This window comes from Clostridium nitrophenolicum (assembly GCF_055391695.1).
Map to the genome: position 1 here is coordinate 508,388 of NZ_AP042469.1, position 21,788 is coordinate 530,175.

A 21,788-nucleotide genomic window follows, 5' to 3' on the forward strand; every position below is an offset into this window, starting at 1 on the left:
ATCATTGGTGATAGAATATGGATAGTAAATACTTAATTATATATAACGAACTAGTAAATAAAATAGAAAACGGTAAAGTTGATGCTAACTCAAAACTTCCATCAGAAAATGAGTTAATGCAAATGTATACTGTATCTAGAGATACAGTGAGAAAGGCTCTAAATTTATTAGAAGGAAACGGATATATTCAAAAAGTAAAAGGAAAAGGGTCTTTTGTAATTGATATTAATAGATTCGATTTTCCTGTATCAGGTCTAACAAGTTTTAAAGAGTTATCTGAAAAAATGGGTGTAAAATCAAACACAATTTTACAAGAACTGGAGCTAGTTAAACCAGATAAATTCTTAAAAAAGCAATTAAATGTCTCAGAAGAAGATGACATTTGGAAAGTTATAAGGGTAAGAGAGATAGGGAATAAAAAAATTATCTTAGATAAAGATTTTTTAAACAAAAAGTATGTACCATTGTTGACTAAGGAAATTTGTGAGAATTCAATATATGAATATCTTGAAAAGGAACTAAGTCTGAAAATCAGCTTTGCTAAAAAGGAAATTACAGTACAACAAGTTACAGAGGAAGATAAAAAATACTTAGATTTTGAAAATTATAATATGATAGTAGTGGTAAAAAATTATATATATTTAGATGATATGAGTCTGTTTCAGTACACTGAATCTAGACATAGACCAGATAAGTTTAGATTTGTGGACTTTGCTAGGAGAAAATAAAATACAAGTAATAAAATAAGAAGAGAATGCGAAATTCCCTTCTTATTTTATTATTTATATATGGAGAGATATTTTATGCATCAATTTTAGTAGACTGATCTTTATTTTTGCTTTTGCAATAGTAATACACTGGTAATCCTAATAAAGTAAGACCTATTCCCAATAGAGCGCTAGTAGGTGAATCTTTAAGCGTAGAAACCATTAAATAAACTCCTCCTGCTATGCCTATAAGAGGAACTATAGGATATAGTGGGACATGATAAAGTTTTGGATTACGAGGCATTCTCTTTCTAAGGATGAATATACTTATAACGCCCAAAGTATAGAAAATCCACAAAGCAAATACAATTAAATCTGTTATTGAGTTAAATGTGCCTGATAATATATATAATATTGCAACTACGCCTTGGAATATTAATGCGTTAATAGGAGTACCTAATTTAGGGTGTATAGCAGAAAATGTTTTAGCCGCTGGAAGATGGTTACGTTGTCCCATTGCAAAAGTGTATCTTGAACCACAAGTTAACATCCCATTTAAAGCTCCAAATACAGAAAGCATCATTCCAATTGTTATAAAAGTGGCACCGCTAGGACCAAAAAGCTTCTGACATGTATCTACACCTATTCTTTCAGAAATAGCTGCAGTAGGTCCTGGTAATACATTGAAAATCGCTATATTAAATGCAACATATACTAGCATAACAAATGATATCCCTATGATTATAGCTTTAGGTATATTTTTTTCAGGTTCTTTCATATCAGCGGCTAGTGTGCAACAGCTAAGCCATCCATCATATGCCCATAATACACCAAGCAATGCAACACCAGCACCAGCGCTTTTTATATGTCCTACTGATGCAAAACTTATATCATGTGCAGTTCCATTAATTAAACCGAAAATAGCTATAACTGCAATTGGAACAAGTTTACCTATTGTTGCTACAGTCTGGAGCCAAACACCATATTTAGTTGAAATTATTTGTGCTATAACTAGCAGCACTACTAGAGAGATAGCAAAGCATTTTTGTTGTATAGCGCTCATTGGCACAAAGAATGTTGCAAAGGTTGCGCAAGCTATTGCAAGTGCAGCAGAAGATCCAGGGCAATTTATTAAATTTCCTACCCAACCAAATAAATAACCAATAGTATCATTATATAATTCCGATAGATAGGTATACATTCCACCAACCTTAGGGATGTATCCAGCAATTTCCGCAACAGTAAGTGCAGCTGCTATTGTAATTATACCTCCAAAAACCCACATGAAAATTGCTCCACCTGTAGAATCCATGTTTCTTAATACTACTGCTGGTTTTAAGAAAACTCCAGAACCAATTACCAAACCGATTACATACATTATACCTTGAAATGCATTCATACTTTTTGCCAGTTGCTGTTTCTGAGTTTCACTCATGTAAACTTCCTCCTATAATCAAATGATTTTTATTTTATATTGTTTAAACTATTATTTCATAATTTCAATTAAGTCCCCAATGAATATAATACTTTTATAATTTGTCTATAGCTGTTTTTAGCCTTTCTAAAGCTTGTTCAATTATTGATCTTGGGCATGCAATATTCATTCTTACATATCCTTCGCCCATGGAACCAAACCAGAAGCCATCATCCATGGCAACTCCTACTTCTTCAATCATAAACTTGCTTAATTCTTCACTATTCATTCCAAGTTCTCTACAATCAAACCAAACAAGATATGTTCCTTGCGGTTTATTAGGTTTTATCTTAGGTATATTTAACTTACAGTAATCATATATATAATCAATATTTGTCTCTAAATATTCTAAAAGCTGCTCAAGCCACTCTTCTCCATGTCTATATGCTGCTTCAGTTGCTACAACACTAAAAGGACTATTTCTCTTTATATCAAGTGCACCTAATATATTATCAAACTTTTCTCTTTCTTCTTTTCTAGGGAAAATTACAAGTGAAGCTTGTAGACCTGCAAGATTGAATGTCTTACTCGGAGCAACACAAGTTATAGTATTCTTACAAAATTCTTCTGAAATCATTGCAAATGGAATATGTTTGTTGTTTTTATATATAAGATCTGAATGTATTTCATCAGAAATAACTCTAACACCATATTTTAAGCAAATGTCTCCAAGCTTTACTAATTCCTCTCTAGTCCATACACGTCCTACAGGGTTATGAGGATTACATAAAATAAGCATCTTTGCTCCTGCTTTAGCTGCTTCTTCAAGTCCCTCATAATCCATTACATAATTTCCATCTACTAATTTTAATGTATTAAGTACTAATTCTCTGCCGTTGTTTCTTACTACATCAAAGAATGGATAATAAACAGGATCTTGAATTATTATTTTATCACCAGGATCTGTAAATTCTTTAACTAATATGCTTAATGTTGGAACTACTCCCGGACTGTGAATCATCCATTTACTATCAGCATCCCAACCATGTCTTTTATTCAACCACTCACTAACTGATTCATAATAAGAATTTGGTCTTGATGTATATCCATATATTCCTTGCTCTACTCTGTCTTTAATTGCATCAATAATAGGTTGTGCTGTTTTAAAATCCATATCAGCAACCCACATAGGTATTAAGTCATCTTTTCCAAATTTAAGTTTTAATTCATCATACTTAGCAGAATAGTTATTTTTTCTGTCAATAATTTCATCAAAGTTATACTTCATTTTTGTTCCTCCCTAAATGTCCTTTTTATTTTTAATAATATAATTTAATGTATTTGCAAATACATTTATAGTATAAGCAATTAATATGCCAAAGTATTTTGTACGGAAAATGTAATCATTTACGTGAAAAAGTAATATAATTATTAAAATAAATGGGTCAAATGGAGAAATTAATACTCCACTTGACCCGTTTTAATTTTATCTAAAAACTTAAGACCTAATTCTGTTATTTTACTTCCACCTCTACCTTTTAAAACCTTAACCAGTTTAAACTTTTCGAGATTTGTAAGGAGATTTCTGACTTCCTGCTCAGTTAAAAAAATATTTGCATTTTCAGAAGCCTTAGAAATAGCTTTTCGTCCTATTGTAGTTCTATTTGCATGGTTTATAGATAATTGGTTAAGCACAAATAAATATTCATCAGCTCTTTTTTTAGTAAATCTCTTAAAATCTTCAAAATAAGTATTTTCATTTTCAATTGTTTTATAACTATTATTTTTATTAGTTTGCAATTTAAAAGGTAAATCACTTACACAAATTTTATCATCACCCAAATATGTTAGGTACTCAACATAGTTATTTAGTTCTCTTATGTTTCCGTCCCAAGAGTAGTTTAAAAAAGCGTCAACTGCTTCAGGTGTTAATGTAAAGTGACTATTTAAATCCTTTTTGAATTTTTCAATAAGAAGCAAAATATCTTCACCTCTATGACTTAGAGGAGGGATAGTTAAAGGAAGAACATTAAGTCTATAATAAAGGTCTTTTCTAAAGGTACCTTCTTGCACCAGCTGCTTTAAGTCTCTGTTAGTAGCAGCAATCACTCTAACATCAACTTTTATAACATTATTTCCGCTAATACGTACAAATTCTTTTTCTTGTAAGATTCTTAGTAATTTTGCTTGAAGGTTTAAACTCATTTCGCCTATTTCATCTAAAAATAGAGTTCCCATATGTGCAAATTCAAACAGACCTAGTTTTCCACCTTTTTTAGCTCCTGTAAAAGCGCCATCTTCATATCCAAAAAGCTCACTCTCAAGAAGATTTTCAGGTATGGCTGCACAGTTAACGGCAACAAAGGGATACTCCTTTCTATTTGAACTGTTATGTATTGCCTGGGCAAAAAGTTCTTTTCCCGTGCCGCTTTCACCCGTAATTAAAACAGAGGAATCAGCTTTGGACATTTTCTTAGCAATTTCTTTTGTTTTAACTATTGTAGAACTTTTTCCTATTATATTGTCAAAAGTATATTTTGCTATATGACCTTTATTTAAAAGCTGCAGTCTGAGCTTATGTTGTTGATGTTCTGTATCTTTAAATCTTTGAAGAATGACAAAAGCGCCAATATATTTATTAGAGCATACAACTGGCTGAATATTAAGATTTATATAAGTATCATTTATTTTTATAAGCTTTGATTTTATCGATTCAAAAGTATTTGATACATAATCGAAAGAAACTTCAGGAAGAATAACCTTGAGCATTTTTCCTATTACAGAATCTTTTCTCATATTAATGATTCTTTCAGCGCTGTTATTACATGCGAAAATTAATCCTTGAGCGTTTATTCCTATTATCCCTCTATCTAATACTTCAAGAAGTATATCAAATTGAGTTTCAAGTCTATTGGTTTTACCCGTTAACTCTTCCAAGCTATAGCTATTTGTCGCTATACTATTGAAATAGTTTTTAAAATTATTATTTTGAAGCAAATGTTCAAGTTTAAGCTTTAAAGCAATTTCAATTATCGTGGATGTATCCAACAACCTATGACCTATATCTAGTATTGTGCTTACATTACTAGGAACGTATCTTGCTTCACCAGGAGTTACTGCTAAATCAAGATTTGGGATATCCTTCATACCTGGATAGAATGGAACTAATTCAATATGATTAACGCCTAACTGGTAGATTAATGATATTGTTTCAATACACATTTCTGCGCTTAAGTTAACTAACATAGCCTTAGTTTTATGTGGGATGTTCATTACTTGACAGAGTCCTTCTTTTGATAAGGTTATGTTTGTTATTACAACTTCACTTTCGTTAGGGATGTTTTTTCTTATTGTTTGATAAATAGAATAAGTAGATATTATAAACATATCTGCATGTACAATTTTATCTATATTGTTATCCTCAAAGGAATAAGCTTTGACTTTAATAAGTTCACCGAATAATTCATTTAATTGTTTGCAATAAAATTTTACAACTTCGGATGCAAATGCGACTATTGCAATTACTTTTGGCATAAGTTTTTCCTCCTAATCACAATTTAATAATATTTTACTTAGGTAGTCTTATTCTGTCTACTGGTTTATACTACTATAATAAGCTTTATGCTGGAATTTATAAAATAGATAACAGTACATTCTATATTTTTGGTATGGGTTTAGCGGAGGGGATTAGGTATTATGTATACTAAGAAGCTTTTAATGGGTTATTTAATTTATAAAGTGGATATAATGCAGATATGATACAATATATAATAAAGCAAAGAATGAATAGTTTTAGGCAATTATCTAAAACTATTTATTCTTGATTATGTATCTTTAACTAAGTAACAAGGGAGTATATATAAAATGTTGCAAAAATCAAGAGAGATTTTAAAAAAATATTATGGATACTCTGAATTTAGAGTTGCTCAAGAACAAATAGTAGAAAGTATATTAAAAGGCAAGGATACTTTAGCTATTATGCCTACAGGGGCAGGAAAATCTATATGTTTTCAGATACCAGCATTGTTAATGGAAGGTATAACTATAGTAATATCACCTTTAATATCTCTTATGAAGGATCAAGTTGATTATCTAAGGGAAATTGGAATAGAGGCAGCTTATATAAATAGTTCATTAGATAATATAGAACTTCAAGAAACTCTATTTTATGCTAGAAGCGGAAAGTATAAGCTTATTTATATTGCACCAGAAAGATTAGAATCAGAAAGTTTTTGTAATCTTTTAAAGGAGTTGAACATTCCACTTATAGCAGTAGATGAAGCACATTGTGTATCTCAGTGGGGTCATGATTTTAGACCAAGCTATAGAAGAATTAGTTCATTTATAAACAAACTTTCTAAGAGACCAGTAATAGCAGCCTTCACGGCTACAGCTACCGAAGTGGTAAGGAAGGATATGTTAGAACTTTTAGATTTATCAAATCCTAAGGTGTTTGTAACTGGCTTTGATAGAAAAAATTTGAGGTTTACAGTTATAAAGGGTGAAGATAAAGATAACTTTTTAAAGGAATATATAGCAAATAATGAAAGTAAAATTGGAATTATATATACCTCTACAAGAAAAGAGGCAGAAAGTCTATATAGTAAGTTGCATCAAAAAGGGCACAAAGTAGGAGTATATCATGCTGGTTTAAGTGAAAATCAAAGGAATCAAGTTCAAGAAGACTTTTCTTTTGATAATATAGATATTATTGTTGCAACTAATGCCTTTGGTATGGGAATAGACAAGTCAAATGTCAGATACGTTATACATTACAATATTCCTAAAAATATGGAGGCATATTATCAAGAAGCAGGACGTGCAGGAAGAGATGGCGAGGACAGTGAATGTATTATTCTATTTTCGCCAAAGGATATTCAAATTCAGAAATATTTTATAGATGAGAGCACTATGTCTGAGGAAAGAAAAAACTATGAATATAATAAACTTAGAGTTATGGTAGATTATTGTTATACTTCAAAGTGCCTTAGAGCTTATATTCTTCAGTATTTTGGTGAAATAGAAGTGATGGAAAACTGCGGGAATTGCAGTAATTGCAATGATACTAGAGAAGAAAAAGACATTACTTTAGAGGCTCAGAAAATTTTTTCTTGTGTTTATAGAATGAAAGAACGATTTGGAGTAAATATGATAGCGGATGTGCTTAAGGGCTCAGAGAATAAAAAGGTTTTATCCGCTTCTTTAGATAGGCTTTCTACTTATGGAATAATGAAGGAATTTACTCAAAAACAAATATCATCATTAATAAATAAACTAATAGCTGATGAATATTTATCTATTACAGATGATGCATATCCAGTAGTAAAATTAAAACCTAACTCCTATGCAGTATTAAAGAACCAAGAAAAAGTATTTATGAAGATAAGTAAGGTTCAAAAAGCTGTGAAGATAGATAACGAATTATTTGCTGTCTTATCAGCATTAAGAAAAGAAATTTCATTAAAAGAAGGTATTCCACCTTTTATGATTTTTCATGATTCAACCCTTAAGGAAATGAGCGAATATATGCCATCAGATTTAGATTCTTTACTTTTAATTAAGGGAGTAGGAGAGAGAAAAGCAGAGGTATATGGGAAAAATTTTTTAGAAGCTATATGTAAATATATGAAGGAAAATAATTTAAAATCAAATATTAAAGCAGAAAAAGAGCTTCCAGAAAAAATAGAAAAGATAAAAACTCATATAATAACATACAATTTGTATAAAGAGGGAAAAAGTTTAAAGGACATATCAAAGGAAAGAGAGCTAGGTATTACTACTATACAAGATCACATATTTAAATGTTTAATGGATGGAATGGAAATAAATATAGATGATTTTATACAAAAACCTTATGAGAATTTGATATTAGAGACTATAAAAAATATAGGAGGAAACAAGTTAAAGCCAATAAAAGATGCTCTTCCACAGGAAGTAGATTATATGTCTATAAAAGCAGTTTGGTATAAAGCAAATATTAATTAAATAATCTTAAAAATAGCATATGGAGAGATATAATGAAAAACAAAGAAATATTTACTATAAATGAAATCTCAATGACAATTAGCAGTTTTGCAGTTCAAGCTATGATATATGAAGTTTCCTGTTATCCATCACCGGGGCTGGTATCACCTATATCTTCAGGGGCTCATAAGGACATGAATTTCTTTAATTTTATTGATAGTACATCTGTATTAAGTAAATATTTAACACTATTTGTTCAGGAAGGATTGACAGATAAATCTAACGAAGAAATATTTAATAATATTAGAAAAATAGGCGTAGAAGCCGAAAAAGATATGTTTTTTAAAACAGGAGGAGTTAACACGCATAAAGGTATGCTTTTCTTGATGGGAGTAGCATGCGCAGCGGTAGGAAAAGCTATTTATGAGGAAAAAGACTTTAAACAAGTACAAAGTATTATAAAGAAAATGACTAAAGGTATAGTGGAGAGTGAACTTTTTACCTTAAAAGAAAAAGATAAATTAAGCCATGGTGAAAAGTTGTTTCTTAAATATAAAACTGAGGGGGTACGAGGCGAAGTAGAGAGAGGAATGCCAACGGTTTTCGATTTCTCTTTAGACTTTTATAGACAAAATAGAGATTTAAGTATCAATGATAGATTGGTTCATACACTTATTGGCATAATGCAAATTTGCGATGATTCGACTATAATATATAGACATTCTCCTATGGTTCTAGAAGAGGTCAAAGAAAAATCAAGAGACATAATAAAGCTTGGCGGAATGAAAACTTCAGATGGTAGAGATAGAATAAATAGATTATGTAAGGAATTTATAAAAAGAAATATAAGTCCAGGGGGAAGTGCAGATCTACTAGGAGTAACAGTATTTTTATATCTTGTAGAAGAATACATGAATAAATACAGATAATTAATTAGAATTAACAGATTATAAGTATTAAATATTCTAGTGAATTTCTATATTTCAATATTCACGAATGTAGGGTTTAATGGTATAATTATCTAAAGTGTAAAATATTTAGTACATTTTATAATATGAGGTAAACTATGTTGAAATTATCTATAATAGAGTTTTTTTTTAGGGCTTTGCCAGAGTCGTTTATATTAGTTTTAGGAGCATATGCATTTTGTAAAAAAAATATATGCATAAAACCTTTTTTTATATCTACTGTTTTATTCTCAATAGTTGCTTATTTAATAAGAATGCTTCCAATACACTTTGGTGTACATACTATAATAATTCTTATAGTTTATATTTTATTAATGTATTTTATTAATGATCTCGATATAATTAAATCCGCATCATCAGGCTTAATTTTAATTATTATGCTTTTTGTAGTAGAATGGCTCAATGTATATGTACTAACAAATATATTAAAATTAGATATTAATGTTATATTTAAAGAGCCATTAAAGAAATTATTATATGGTATTCCTTCTTTGTTATTGTTTTCTATTATTATAGTTACAATAGCCTATAAAAATTTGTATTTAGAAAGAACAACTAAAAATATTTCTAGTATAAAATATATCAAATAGTATAAAAAATATTATTTTAAATTGGAGGAGAAAAATAATGAAAAATAGTCAAAACAAAATACTTAAAGGGGCTCTAATGCTAGCAACCTCTTTCTTTACGTTCTTTGCACTTTCAACATCAGCTTCAGCTTGTATATGGTTCTCATATCAGCCAAAAGAGCCAAAATGTTTAAGAGACGAATAATATAAAGGTCGATTTTTCGACCTTTATATTATTCGTAATGTAAAAATATAATAGGTGAAAAATATGAATAAAATTATAAATAATAGGCAAAAAAGAGTACATGAAATTGTATCTATTGTAAAGCTAATCTCTTTACTTTTTTGTGGTATTATAATTTTTAAAAATTTTTTTGATAAAAAAAGTACAATAGCTAAAGTAGGTTGGGGATTTTTAGAAGATGGAATTTCAATAGGGTTAACAATTTCTGTATTAATAATGATATATGTCATATGGTTAACTTTTTCTATAAACAAAATAGATGTAAGATATATTAAAATTATACAGATGTTTGAAAATTTTATGTTTATTTTAATATTTACAGCTTTAGTAATTTCATCTGGTGCTCACATAAGTCAATATAAGTTTTTATTTTTATTTATTATAATAACATCAACGATACAATCTGGAATAAAACATGGAATTATAATAGCTTGTGTAGCATCAACTATAGTTTTAGGCATAGACTTAATTTACGTACCCAATGTAGATATTAATCAATATTTTGAGAATGATTTAATTCTATGTGGAATTTTTATTTTAACCTCTTGGTTACTAGGATATTATGTGAAAATTGAAAATGAATACGCTGAAGGCTTATCCAACTTAGTCAATATAGATGGATTAACCGAAATTTATAATCATAGATTTTTTCATGATGCTTTAAAGGAAATAATTGTACAAGCAGAACAGTCAAAACTACCAGTCTCATTAATTATAGCTGATATTGACTATTTTAAACATTACAATGATATCCATGGACACCAAAAAGGTGATGAAGTTTTAAAAAAGATAGGCTATATACTAAAGAATAATGTAAGAGAAAGTGATATTGTTGCCAGATATGGGGGAGAAGAATTTTCTATTATATTACCAAATACAGATGAAAATGCTGCATTGGTAGTTGCTGAACGAATTAGAGCAGCAGTAGAAATGTGGGAATTCGAGGGTGAAAAAAATCAGCCTAAAGGAAAAATTACAATATCAGTAGGTGTGTCTACTTTTCCAATTAAAGCAAAAAATGAAATGGAGCTAGTAAACAGTGCAGATGATGCACTTTATAGGGCGAAGTTTTTTAATAAAAATAGAGTTGAAACCTATTATTCTGTAATCGAAGAGCTGAAAGAGGATATTGAAGCAGAACATATAGATTTAATTACATCCATAAAGACACTAATAAGTGTAATAAATGCAAAAGATAGATATACGTATGGTCATATTGAAAGAGTTGTTATGTTTGCTAAGTTACTAGCAAATAGACTAGAACTTACTGACGAAGAGAAAAAAACCTTAAAATATGGAGCATATTTACATGATATAGGAAAAATAAATATTTCTAAAGAGATCCTTAATAAAAAAATGACGTTAAATAGAGATGAATGGGAGATACTAAAACAACATCCTGCAAATGGAGTAGAACTTATTGATTCTGTTGAATCTCTAAAAGATGTAGTACCTTTAATTTTACACCATCATGAACGCTATGATGGAACAGGTTATCCAATGCAGTTAAAAGAAAAATCAATACCATATCTTGCAAGAGTACTAACAGTAGTAGACAGCTTTGATGCAATGACTTCAAATAGACCATATGGTGTAAGAAAGACTTACGAGGATGCTATTTTAGAACTTAAAAGATGCAGTGGGAGCCAATTTGATCCTGATGTTGCAGAGGCATTTATTAAAGTGGTTGAAGATAATAAAGATAAATTTGACAATTTAACTTTGTTCAACGAGAAGTAAAATTAGAATTAATAAATTTTATCTAATTAATAATGAAATGTTAATATATACAAAAAAATATTATATAAAACTATTGCTTATTGTTTATATCTATGTTAAACTAAAATAGTTGTGAGTTTAGTAATTACAACATAAAGGATTTAATATTGTTGACAACATCTCCTCTTTTTTAGGAAGTTATGTGAATCAGCTTTAAATCTTAATCTTAAATTATAAGGAGGAATGTTGAAATGGCAGATAAGACTTTAGTTTGTAAAGATTGCGAAAAAGAGTTTGTTTTCACTGAAGGCGAGCAAGCTTTCTACAAAGAAAAAGGTTTCGAAAATGAACCACAAAGATGTCCAGATTGTAGAAGAGCTAGAAAACAACAAAACAACAACAGAGGATTTAGAAGATAATTGAATTTGTTGATAAACCCTATAAGAGATATCTCTTATAGGGTTTTTTGTCCTGTAAATATATAGTTTGTTAATAATATAAATAAAATTGTAAGATGTTGTAAAAAATTATTATATAAAAATATAGAACTAAGAACTTTAGGTAAAATTAATGAACAATACATAATGAATTTTTACTAATATGTAAATACTATTAATACAGTAATGGTAGATTAAAGGAGTGAAATTAATGGGAAATAAGAAGTTTTCTGATTTGGGGCTTAAAGAAGATGTACTTAAATCAATAGATGATATGGGTTTTGAGGAACCATCTAAGATTCAAGCAGAAGTAATACCTGTTCTTCTCGAAGGATTTGATGTTATTGGTCAGGCACAGACTGGAACTGGTAAAACACTTGCCTTTGGGGCTCCGATACTAAGTAGTATAGTTAAATCAGAAGGAAAAATAAATACGATTATATTGACGCCTACAAGGGAGTTGGCAATTCAGGTTAATGATGAGTTGAATCGTATAGCTAAACATGTAAAAGTAAAATTACTGCCAGTTTACGGTGGTCAGCCTATTGATAGGCAAATTAAGGCTTTAAAAAGAGGAATAGATATAGTAGTTGGTACTCCTGGAAGGGTATTAGACCTAATGAGAAGGAGAGTCATAGACCTTAGCAATATTAAATTTTTTGTACTTGATGAGGCTGACGAAATGCTCAACATGGGTTTTATTGATGATATAGAAGAAGTGATCAAGAATTGCAGTAAAGAGAGGCAGACGATGTTATTTTCTGCTACAATGCCAAGTGAAATTAAGAAGCTGGCTCAAAGGTATATGAAAAAGGATACTAAGCATATATCCATTGTAAAGAATGAAATGACTGTGTCTACTGTTCATCAGTATTATTATGAAATTAAACAAAAGGATAGATTTGAGTCTCTTTGTAGAATACTAGATGTTGAAGAACCTTCTACTGCAATAATTTTTTGTAAAACTAAAAGAGGTGTAGATGAATTGGTAGAATCTATGCAGGCAAGAGGTTATAACGTAGAAGGTATGCATGGAGATATGAATCAAAATCAAAGATTGAATACTTTGAAGAAGTTCAAGGAAGGTAATCTTGATTTCTTGGTAGCTACAGATGTTGCTGCTAGGGGAATAGACGTTGAAAATGTAACACATGTCATTAACTATGACCTTCCACAGGATACAGAGTCCTATGTTCATAGAATCGGCAGAACTGGAAGAGCTAAAAGGGAGGGAGTAGCATATACTCTTGTTACCGCTAGAGAATATATGGCTCTTAAGCAAATTGAAAAAGCTACAAAAGGAAAGATAAAGAGAAAAGACATTCCAACAGTTGATGAAATATTTGAATCAAAGTATAAAAGCATGTTGGTAAAGGTAAAAGAAACACTAGAAGATGAAGAGTATAAAAGATTTGTTCCGTTAGCTGCCGAACTTGATGATGACTTTAATCTTGTTGATGTAGCAGCAGCCTTGCTGAATATGATTTATGATAGAGAGGTAAGTTACGATTATACAAAAAATGATATAGGCTCAACTTCTAACTACACTAGATTGTTTCTAACAGTAGGACGTATGGATAGACTTAATCCTAAACAATTAGTCCAATTTCTTAGCGAGACTGCTAAAGTAAATAAAGAAGACATTGGCGATATAGACATTCTTGAAAAGTTTTCATTTGTTAATGTAAATGAAGGAGCAGTAGATTCTATAATTAAATACTGTACTGGCAAAAATCTATCTGGAAGAAGAGTTAAAATTGAGGTTTCTAAGAAGAGATAACATATTTTTAAAATTAATCAAGAAAGTATTGTTAAATACCAATAAATAGCGAGAAATTCATAGCATTATACAGAAACTTGCAGAAATATAATTAGAAAATATAAATATTCAATAATATATATATTTGACCAAGAATCAAGACAGAGTTAAAATATAGGGTATGATATTAATAAGTTTCATGGCATAATAATATTTAAGATGCAAGGAAATGTTATGAACAAACTGTAGTTAAGATATATATATTTTATGATTACAGATGAATTACTATATAATACATTTTGAAATATGATAACTAATTAAATTGAGGTTTTATTATGTCCGATGAAAAGTTCCAATTGCAAGAAAATATAAGAAAATTAGCAACTAAAATCATAAAGCATTATAGAGGAAAAGGGCCAGAATGTGTTAAAGTTAAAATAGAGAATGATATTATAACTATACATATAAATGGTATTCTTTCAAATCTATCGGAAATCCTAGTTAAGGAAGGTGCTATTGATATAGTAAAAGATTATTGGAAGATAATGAAGCCTCATCTTGAGAAGCAGTTTCTAGAGGAAGCCTATGAAATAGTTGGAAAAAGATTTGAGTATAGTTGGCAAATACGTGATTTAGAAAATAATAATAGAACAATAATTATATTTTTAAAGTTAATAAATGATGGTTCGATTGAAAAGAAGAATGTTTAGTTTTAAATATTTTAGCTTTTAATAAGCCAGTACATGTGTGATAACGCACTTTGTACTGGCTTTTTTATTTTGTATAAATTCTGTAAATTTAATTATTAAGGAGTGCAATAGAAATGGAAGAAAAGGTGTTAACGGTTTGTCCTTATTGTGGTACTGGATGCAAAATGTATTTAGTTGTTGAAGATGGACAGATAATAAGAGCTGAAGCAGCAGATGGAAGAACTAATGAAGGAAACTTATGCTTAAAGGGATATTATGGCTGGGATTTCTTAAATGATCCTCAGATTTTAACTGCTAGACTAAAAAAACCTATGATAAGAAAGAATGGAGAATTAGAAGAGGTTTCATGGGATGAAGCTATTAGATTTGTTGCAGATAGATTAATAGCTATAAAAGAAAAATATGGTCCAGATGCTATTATGGGAACTGGTTCTGCAAGAGGACCAGGAAATGAAGCAAATTATGTGATGCAAAAATTTATGAGAGCAGTAATTGGAACTAATAATATAGATCACTGCGCGAGAGTTTGACATGCTCCTTCAGTAGCCGGTCTGGCTTACTCATTAGGAAATGGTGCAATGTCTAATTCTATACCTGAAATAGAAAATACAGATCTATTATTTGTATTTGGATATAATGGTGCCGATTCTCACCCAATTGTAGCAAGAAGAATAATTAAGGCTAAAGAAAAGGGTGCTAAAATTATTGTAACTGATCCAAGAATAACTGAATCAGTGAGAATTGCTGATTTATGGCTGCCTTTAAAAGGTGGTACAAATATGGCATTAGTAAATGCTTTTGGTAATGTTTTAATAAATGAAGGTCTTTATGATAAAAAATATGTTGAAAAGTATGTTGAAGGTTTTGAAGATTATAAGGCTTCTGTGGAAAAATATACACCTGAATATGCTGAAAGAATAACTGGAGTTAGTGCAGAAGATATCAGAAAGGCTATGAGAGAATATGCAAGTGCTGAGAATGCTATGATTTTATATGGAATGGGTGTTTGTCAATTCTCTCAAGCAGTTGATGTTGTAAAAGGATTGGCTTCTTTAGCATTGTTAACAGGTAATTTTGGAAGACCTAACGTAGGTATTGGACCAGTGCGCGGCCAAAATAATGTACAAGGTACTTGTGATATGGGGACACTTCCTAATGTATTCCCAGGATATCAAGATGTTACAGATGATAAAGCAAGAGAAAAATTTGAGAAAGCATGGGGAGTTAAGCTTCCAAGTAAACCAGGATATAAGCTAACAGAGGTACCTCATTTAGCGTTACATGAAGATAAAATTAAGGCTTACTATATTTTTGGAGAAGATCCTGTTCAGAGTGATCCTAATGCTGGTGAAGTAAGAGAAGTTCTAGATCATTTAGAATTAGTAATAGTTCAGGATATCTTCATGAACAAGACAGCACTTCATGCTGATGTAATATTACCTGCTACTGCATGGGGAGAACATGAGGGAGTATATTCATCTGCTGACCGTGGATTCCAAAGATTTAGAAAAGCAATAGAGCCAAAGGGAGATGTAAAACCTGACTGGCAGATTATATGCGAAGTAGCTACTGCTATGGGTTATCCGATGAGCTATAAAAATACAGAGGAAATTTGGGATGAAATGAGAAGCCTGTGTCCAAGTTTTGCTGGAGCAAGCTATAAGAAGCTTGATGAATTGGGAAGTATTCAATGGCCTTGTCCTACTGAAGAACATATAGGCACTCCATACTTATATGAAGGTAATGAGTTTACTACGCCTAGTGGTAAAGGACAATTATTTGCTTCTGAGTGGAGACCTCCTATGGAATTACCAGATGAGGAGTATCCACTAAGTTTATCAACTGTAAGGGAAGTAGGTCACTACTCTGTAAGAACTATGACTGGAAACTGCCGTGCACTGCAGCAGCTAGCGGATGAGCCTGGGTATATACAAATGAGTCTGGAAGATGGTAGAGAACTCAGAATCGAAGATCAAGAGTTGGTAAGAATAAGCTCACGTAGAGGAAGCATAATAGCAAGGGCGCTAATTACTGACAGAGTAAAAAAAGGTGCTACCTACATGACATATCAATGGTGGATTGGAGCTTGTAATGAGTTAACAAGTGATCATATGGACCCTATTTCCAAAACCCCTGAGTATAAGTATTGTGCAATAAAGGTAGAAAAAATTCAAGACCAAGCATGGGCTGAACAATATGTAAGAGATGAGTATGATAAGCTTAGAAAACAGATGCATGTAAAAAGATAGATAAATTTATGTAATATATCATATTGAAATGTTATACTAATATAAGTGGATAATAATTGTAAAAATTTAATATTTTAGATATGTAGACTAAAAATAAAAGAGTAATAATAAAGCACAATATTAAAACTTATATATAAAATTAAGAAAGGTGGAGTGAAGATGAAAACAACTTCTAATTCATTTGTTGTAGCTAATTCAAACAAATGTATAGGGTGTAAAGCCTGTGAGGTAGCATGCTTTGCGGTTCATAATGGAAATAACAATGTTGTTGCTACCGTTGGAACTGTTACAACTCCTATTATTCCAAGATTAAATGTTATTAGAGCAGAAGGCTATGCTATGCCAGTTCAATGTAGACAGTGTGAGGATGCACCTTGTGCTAATGTATGCCCTGTAGGAGCAATTAAGCAAGAAAACAACATAATTGTAGTTGATGAAAAAGCTTGCATAGGTTGTAAGACATGCCTAATGGCTTGTCCTGTTGGAGCAATAGATTTACTGCCTCAATATAATAACGGGGAAGAAGTAATTCAGATCAACTTAATGGAAGATGGAGAAGATGGTCTTAAGGAGAAAGTAAAAAGCGTTGCTTATAAATGCGATTTGTGTAGGGAAAACGGAAAGTCAGCTTGTGTAAATGCTTGTCCTCAGAAAGTCCTAACTCTAGTAACACCTGAAAAAGAGAAAAAAGCTCGTAATAAAGCGGCTGCATTGAGTTTATTGGAAACAGTAAAAAACTACAAATAGAATATTACTTCAATTGTAAAGAGAGGAAAGTTAAATATGTCAATAAATATAATTAATATTGATAAGGAGCTATGTACAGGATGCAGACGTTGTGCGGAAGTTTGCCCTGTTAATGCTATAGAAGGTGAAGATGGAAAACCTCAAGTTATAAATTCAGATTGCTGTGTTGTTTGTGGACAATGTGTGCAAGTATGCAATGTATATGCTTCAAGTTTTGAAGAGGATATAGAGCCTAGAAATAAAAAGCTTGAGCAAAGAGGAGTACTAGAAAGCGTTAGAGAACCACTTTTTGCTGCATACAATGTAGGACATGCTAAGTTAGTTAAGGAAGCACTATCTAATCCTAAACTTTATAAACTTGTACAATGTGCTCCTGCTGTAAGAGTTGCTTTAGCAGAAGAATTTGGGATGCCACTTGGAACTTTAACTCCTGGAAAGATGGCGGCAGCTCTTCGTCGTTTGAATTTTGATAAAGTATATGATACTAACTTTGCTGCAGATCTGACCATAATGGAAGAAGGCAGTGAATTAATACAAAGGGTGACTGATGGCAAAAATTTGCCAATGTTTACTTCCTGCTGCCCTGCTTGGGTAAAATTTGCTGAACAAGAGTACCCAGAGCTCTTAAATCATCTTTCAAGTTGTAAATCACCGCAGCAAATGGGGGGAGTACTTTTTAAAACTTATGGAGCTAAAATAGATGACATAGATCCAGCTAAAATTTTTAGTGTAGCTATTATGCCGTGTACATGTAAGCAATTTGAATGCGACAGACCAGAGATGAACGATAGTGGATATAAAGATGTGGATGTAGTTTTAACTACAAGAGAGTTAGCTCAGTTAATTAAAGATAAAGGAATTGATTTTAATAATTTACCGGATGAAGAATTTGATTCAGCATTGGGAAACTATTCTGGTGCTGGTACTATTTTTGGTGTTACAGGCGGTGTTATGGAAGCAGCATTAAGAACGGGTTATGAGCTAATTACTAAAGAAACCATTCCTAACATAGACTTAGAGTTTGTTAGAGGGGGTAATGGAGTAAGAAAGGCTATCGTTGAAGTAGGAAGTTTGGAATTAAAGGTTGCCGTAGTTTCAGGATTAAAAAATGTAGTCCCATTATTGGAAGATGTGAAAAAAGGAAAATGTGATTTCCATTTCATAGAAGTAATGACTTGTCCAGAAGGCTGCATTAGCGGTGGAGGACAACCAAAGCTTCTTCTAGAAGAGCACAGAGAAATTGCATATAAACAAAGAAAGGCTGCTACCTATAATCATGACTCTAAATTAGAAATAAGAAAATCTCATGAAAATCCTGATATTATAAAATTATATGATGAGTTCTTAAGTGAGCCATTAGGTCACCAATCTCATCATCTTTTACACACTAAGTATACGTCAAGAAAGGAGTAAGGGTAATGAATACTTTTGTAGTTGCAGATCCTAATAAATGCATAGGGTGTAGAACCTGTGAAATTGCTTGTGTTGTGGCTCACTCTGATACAAATATATTTACATCACAAAGCTCTGAGATTGAATTTTATCCACGTTTAAGTGTTGTAAAAACTGCTCAGGTAAGTGCGCCAATTCAGTGTAGACAATGTGAGGATGCACCTTGTGCCAATGCATGCCCAAATGGCTCTATTACAAATAAGAATGGAGTTGTTTATATTAATAGGACAACTTGCGTAGGTTGTAAGACATGTCTTGTAGCATGCCCTCTAGGAGCTATTGAGTTAGTCTCAGAGTATAATAAGGGAGAAAAAGTGTTGCAGCAAGGACTAAGGGTTATTGATTCAGGAAAGTTATGTTTTAAAGAAAAAATAGTAGCTAATAAATGCGATTTATGTATAGGAAGAGAAAAAGGGCCAGCTTGTGTAGAAGTTTGTCCTACTAATGCATTTAATATAATTAAGTCTGATGAACTTAGTCAATCAGTTAAAGATAAGAGAAAAAAGAGCGCATTAGAATTATCTCGTATGACAGCAAAATAATAATCGAGATTAATAATTATCATATGAAAACTCCAGCATGCTAGCTGGAGTTTTTAACATATAGCCGATTCTGAGCAGTAAACTAAATCTGGCGTGTCAATATGTTTAATATCTAGTATTATCTTGAGATATGCAGAATTAATGAGCTAGTTTAATCTCAGGTAAACTTTAGAATATAATCTATTAATAAAAAGGTGGTAAGATAACATTCGTCGCTTGAGTGAGCGGCAAACAAGTTAAAAAAGTTAGTCAAAAATATGTTGACAACAAGTTAGCTTGTATGATACTATAATGAAGCTGTCAAGAGCAGCTAAGCTTAACAAAAAGAATTTAAAAAAAGTTCTTGACAAAGTTAAGTAAGTATGAGAAACTGTATAAGCTGTCTTGAATGGCAGGTGATCCTTGAAAATTAAACAGAGGTTAAAAATCAAGATGATTTTTATTAAGTAAACTAAACCAGCAATTCTTTTGAACTACTTGTTAGTAGTCAAAAACAACAGTAATGAGCATTCAAACTTTTAAATTGAGAGTTTGATCCTGGCTCAGGACGAACGCTGGCGGCGTGCCTAACACATGCAAGTCGAGCGATGAAACCCTTCGGGGTGGATTAGCGGCGGACGGGTGAGTAACACGTGGGTAACCTGCCTCAAAGAGGGGGATAGCCTCCCGAAAGGGAGATTAATACCGCATAACATTAGTTTTTCGCATGGAGAACTAATTAAAGGAGCAATCCGCTTTGAGATGGACCCGCGGCGCATTAGCTAGTTGGTGAGGTAAAGGCTCACCAAGGCGACGATGCGTAGCCGACCTGAGAGGGTGATCGGCCACATTGGAACTGAGACACGGTCCAGACTCCTACGGGAGGCAGCAGTGGGGAATATTGCACAATGGGCGAAAGCCTGATGCAGCAACGCCGCGTGAGTGATGAAGGCCTTCGGGTTGTAAAGCTCTGTCTTTTGGGACGATAATGACGGTACCAAAGGAGGAAGCCACGGCTAACTACGTGCCAGCAGCCGCGGTAATACGTAGGTGGCGAGCGTTGTCCGGATTTACTGGGCGTAAAGGATGCGTAGGCGGATTTTTAAGTGAGATGTGAAATACCCGGGCTTAACTTGGGTGCTGCATTTCAAACTGGAAGTCTAGAGTGCGGGAGAGGAGAGTGGAATTCCTAGTGTAGCGGTGAAATGCGTAGAGATTAGGAAGAACACCAGTGGCGAAGGCGACTCTCTGGACCGTAACTGACGCTGAGGCATGAAAGCGTGGGTAGCAAACAGGATTAGATACCCTGGTAGTCCACGCCGTAAACGATGAGTACTAGGTGTAGGAGGTATCGACCCCTTCTGTGCCGCAGTTAACACAATAAGTACTCCGCCTGGGAAGTACGATCGCAAGATTAAAACTCAAAGGAATTGACGGGGGCCCGCACAAGCAGCGGAGCATGTGGTTTAATTCGAAGCAACGCGAAGAACCTTACCTAGACTTGACATCTCCTGAATTACTCGTAATGGAGGAAGCCCTTCGGGGCAGGAAGACAGGTGGTGCATGGTTGTCGTCAGCTCGTGTCGTGAGATGTTAGGTTAAGTCCTGCAACGAGCGCAACCCTTATCATTAGTTGCTACCATTAAGTTGAGCACTCTAGTGAGACTGCCCGGGTTAACCGGGAGGAAGGTGGGGATGACGTCAAATCATCATGCCCCTTATGTCTAGGGCTACACACGTGCTACAATGGGTAATACAAAGAGAAGCAATACAGTGATGTGGAGCAAAACTATAAAATTACCCTCAGTTCGGATTGTAGGCTGAAACTCGCCTACATGAAGCTGGAGTTGCTAGTAATCGCGAATCAGCATGTCGCGGTGAATACGTTCCCGGGCCTTGTACACACCGCCCGTCACACCATGAGAGCTGGCAACACCCGAAGTCCGTAGTCTAACCGTAAGGAAGACGCGGCCGAAGGTGGGGTTAGTGATTGGGGTGAAGTCGTAACAAGGTAGCCGTAGGAGAACCTGCGGCTGGATCACCTCCTTTCTAAGGAGTCGACAAGATAGGTAATTCTATCTTGAAGGTTTGTTTACACTCTGTTTAATCTTGAGGGATTATTTACCGGTTGATTTCAAATAATCAACATGATAAAATAAATCTCCAATTGTTCTTTGAAAATTGCACAGTGATATTAAATAAAAGTAAAGCTGAAGGTAAAACTACTTATTATATAAGTAAGTAACCTTTGTAGATTTAAGAATTAATATAAATTAATAGTAGCGAGCAGTACAAGGAAGCAACTGAATGAGGAGCAGAGTTTACTTA

At 32.5% G+C, this 21,788-nt stretch carries 16 protein-coding genes and 1 rRNA gene; 14 read left to right on the top strand and 3 right to left on the bottom strand.

The window, feature by feature from the left end; all coding sequences use genetic code 11:
* The first annotated feature begins 17 nt into the window (after positions 1–17).
* On the top strand, positions 18–728 hold the full coding sequence (treR, locus tag ACZ5N4_RS02360; RefSeq protein ID WP_178908881.1) for a trehalose operon repressor: 711 nt from the start codon (positions 18–20) through the stop codon (positions 726–728).
* 73 nt (positions 729–801) lie between these two features.
* Here treR and ACZ5N4_RS02365 read toward each other — a convergent pair whose 3' ends face one another.
* The 3 genes from ACZ5N4_RS02365 to ACZ5N4_RS02375 all read right to left on the bottom strand — a co-directional run bounded on the left by ACZ5N4_RS02365 (position 802) and on the right by ACZ5N4_RS02375 (position 5,655).
* Positions 802–2,142, bottom strand: a complete 1,341-nt coding sequence (locus ACZ5N4_RS02365; protein WP_211143667.1) for an APC family permease — start codon at positions 2,140–2,142, stop codon at positions 802–804.
* A 94-nt stretch (positions 2,143–2,236) separates the two neighbouring features.
* Entirely contained in the window at positions 2,237–3,409 is a 1,173-nt protein-coding gene (locus tag ACZ5N4_RS02370) for a MalY/PatB family protein (RefSeq protein WP_464206833.1), read from the bottom strand.
* A gap of 170 nt (positions 3,410–3,579) precedes the next feature.
* Positions 3,580–5,655 (bottom strand): sigma-54 interaction domain-containing protein, encoded by a 2,076-nt coding sequence (locus tag ACZ5N4_RS02375; protein ID WP_464206835.1) that lies wholly within the window; start codon positions 5,653–5,655, stop codon positions 3,580–3,582.
* Positions 5,656–5,985: 330 nt separating this feature from the next.
* On the opposite strand from ACZ5N4_RS02375, the gene recQ reads away from it, so the two are divergent.
* The 13 genes from recQ to ACZ5N4_RS02440 all read left to right on the top strand — a co-directional run bounded on the left by recQ (position 5,986) and on the right by ACZ5N4_RS02440 (position 21,509).
* Entirely contained in the window at positions 5,986–8,106 is a 2,121-nt protein-coding gene (recQ, locus tag ACZ5N4_RS02380) for a DNA helicase RecQ (RefSeq protein ID WP_464206837.1), read from the top strand.
* 32 nt (positions 8,107–8,138) lie between these two features.
* Positions 8,139–9,014 carry a triphosphoribosyl-dephospho-CoA synthase CitG gene (citG, locus tag ACZ5N4_RS02385; protein ID WP_464206839.1) on the top strand — a complete coding sequence of 292 codons (876 nt, stop codon included), beginning with the start codon at positions 8,139–8,141 and terminating at the stop codon, positions 9,012–9,014.
* A gap of 137 nt (positions 9,015–9,151) precedes the next feature.
* Positions 9,152–9,643 carry a hypothetical protein gene (locus ACZ5N4_RS02390; RefSeq protein WP_464206841.1) on the top strand — a complete coding sequence of 164 codons (492 nt, stop codon included), beginning with the start codon at positions 9,152–9,154 and terminating at the stop codon, positions 9,641–9,643.
* 37 nt (positions 9,644–9,680) lie between these two features.
* Positions 9,681–9,827 (top strand): cyclic lactone autoinducer peptide, encoded by a 147-nt coding sequence (locus tag ACZ5N4_RS02395; protein WP_464206843.1) that lies wholly within the window; start codon positions 9,681–9,683, stop codon positions 9,825–9,827.
* 63 nt (positions 9,828–9,890) lie between these two features.
* Positions 9,891–11,606, top strand: coding sequence for an HD-GYP domain-containing protein (locus ACZ5N4_RS02400; RefSeq protein ID WP_464206844.1), 1,716 nt, complete (start codon positions 9,891–9,893; stop codon positions 11,604–11,606).
* 230 nt (positions 11,607–11,836) lie between these two features.
* A complete protein-coding gene (locus ACZ5N4_RS02405) occupies positions 11,837–12,004 on the top strand; it encodes a zinc-ribbon domain-containing protein (protein WP_178908889.1) in 168 nt (55 codons plus the stop codon).
* Between the two features lie 229 nt (positions 12,005–12,233).
* Complete coding sequence (locus tag ACZ5N4_RS02410; protein ID WP_464206847.1) at positions 12,234–13,802, top strand: DEAD/DEAH box helicase; 1,569 nt, start codon at positions 12,234–12,236, stop codon at positions 13,800–13,802.
* A gap of 314 nt (positions 13,803–14,116) precedes the next feature.
* A complete protein-coding gene (locus ACZ5N4_RS02415; protein WP_464206849.1) occupies positions 14,117–14,491 on the top strand; it encodes a Na-translocating system protein MpsC family protein in 375 nt (124 codons plus the stop codon).
* Positions 14,492–14,604: 113 nt separating this feature from the next.
* Positions 14,605–16,740 carry a formate dehydrogenase subunit alpha gene (fdhF, locus tag ACZ5N4_RS02420; RefSeq protein ID WP_464206850.1) on the top strand — a complete coding sequence of 712 codons (2,136 nt, stop codon included), beginning with the start codon at positions 14,605–14,607 and terminating at the stop codon, positions 16,738–16,740.
* A 159-nt stretch (positions 16,741–16,899) separates the two neighbouring features.
* The gene (locus tag ACZ5N4_RS02425; protein ID WP_464206852.1) at positions 16,900–17,487 is read left to right on the top strand and encodes a 4Fe-4S dicluster domain-containing protein; all 588 of its coding nucleotides are present in this window, start codon (positions 16,900–16,902) and stop codon (positions 17,485–17,487) included.
* A gap of 36 nt (positions 17,488–17,523) precedes the next feature.
* Positions 17,524–18,900, top strand: a complete 1,377-nt coding sequence (locus ACZ5N4_RS02430) for a [FeFe] hydrogenase, group A (protein ID WP_464206854.1) — start codon at positions 17,524–17,526, stop codon at positions 18,898–18,900.
* A gap of 5 nt (positions 18,901–18,905) precedes the next feature.
* Positions 18,906–19,481 carry a 4Fe-4S dicluster domain-containing protein gene (locus tag ACZ5N4_RS02435; protein ID WP_464206856.1) on the top strand — a complete coding sequence of 192 codons (576 nt, stop codon included), beginning with the start codon at positions 18,906–18,908 and terminating at the stop codon, positions 19,479–19,481.
* Positions 19,482–20,000: 519 nt separating this feature from the next.
* Positions 20,001–21,509: ribosomal RNA gene (locus ACZ5N4_RS02440) — 16S ribosomal RNA — on the top strand.
* Positions 21,510–21,788 lie beyond the last annotated feature (279 nt).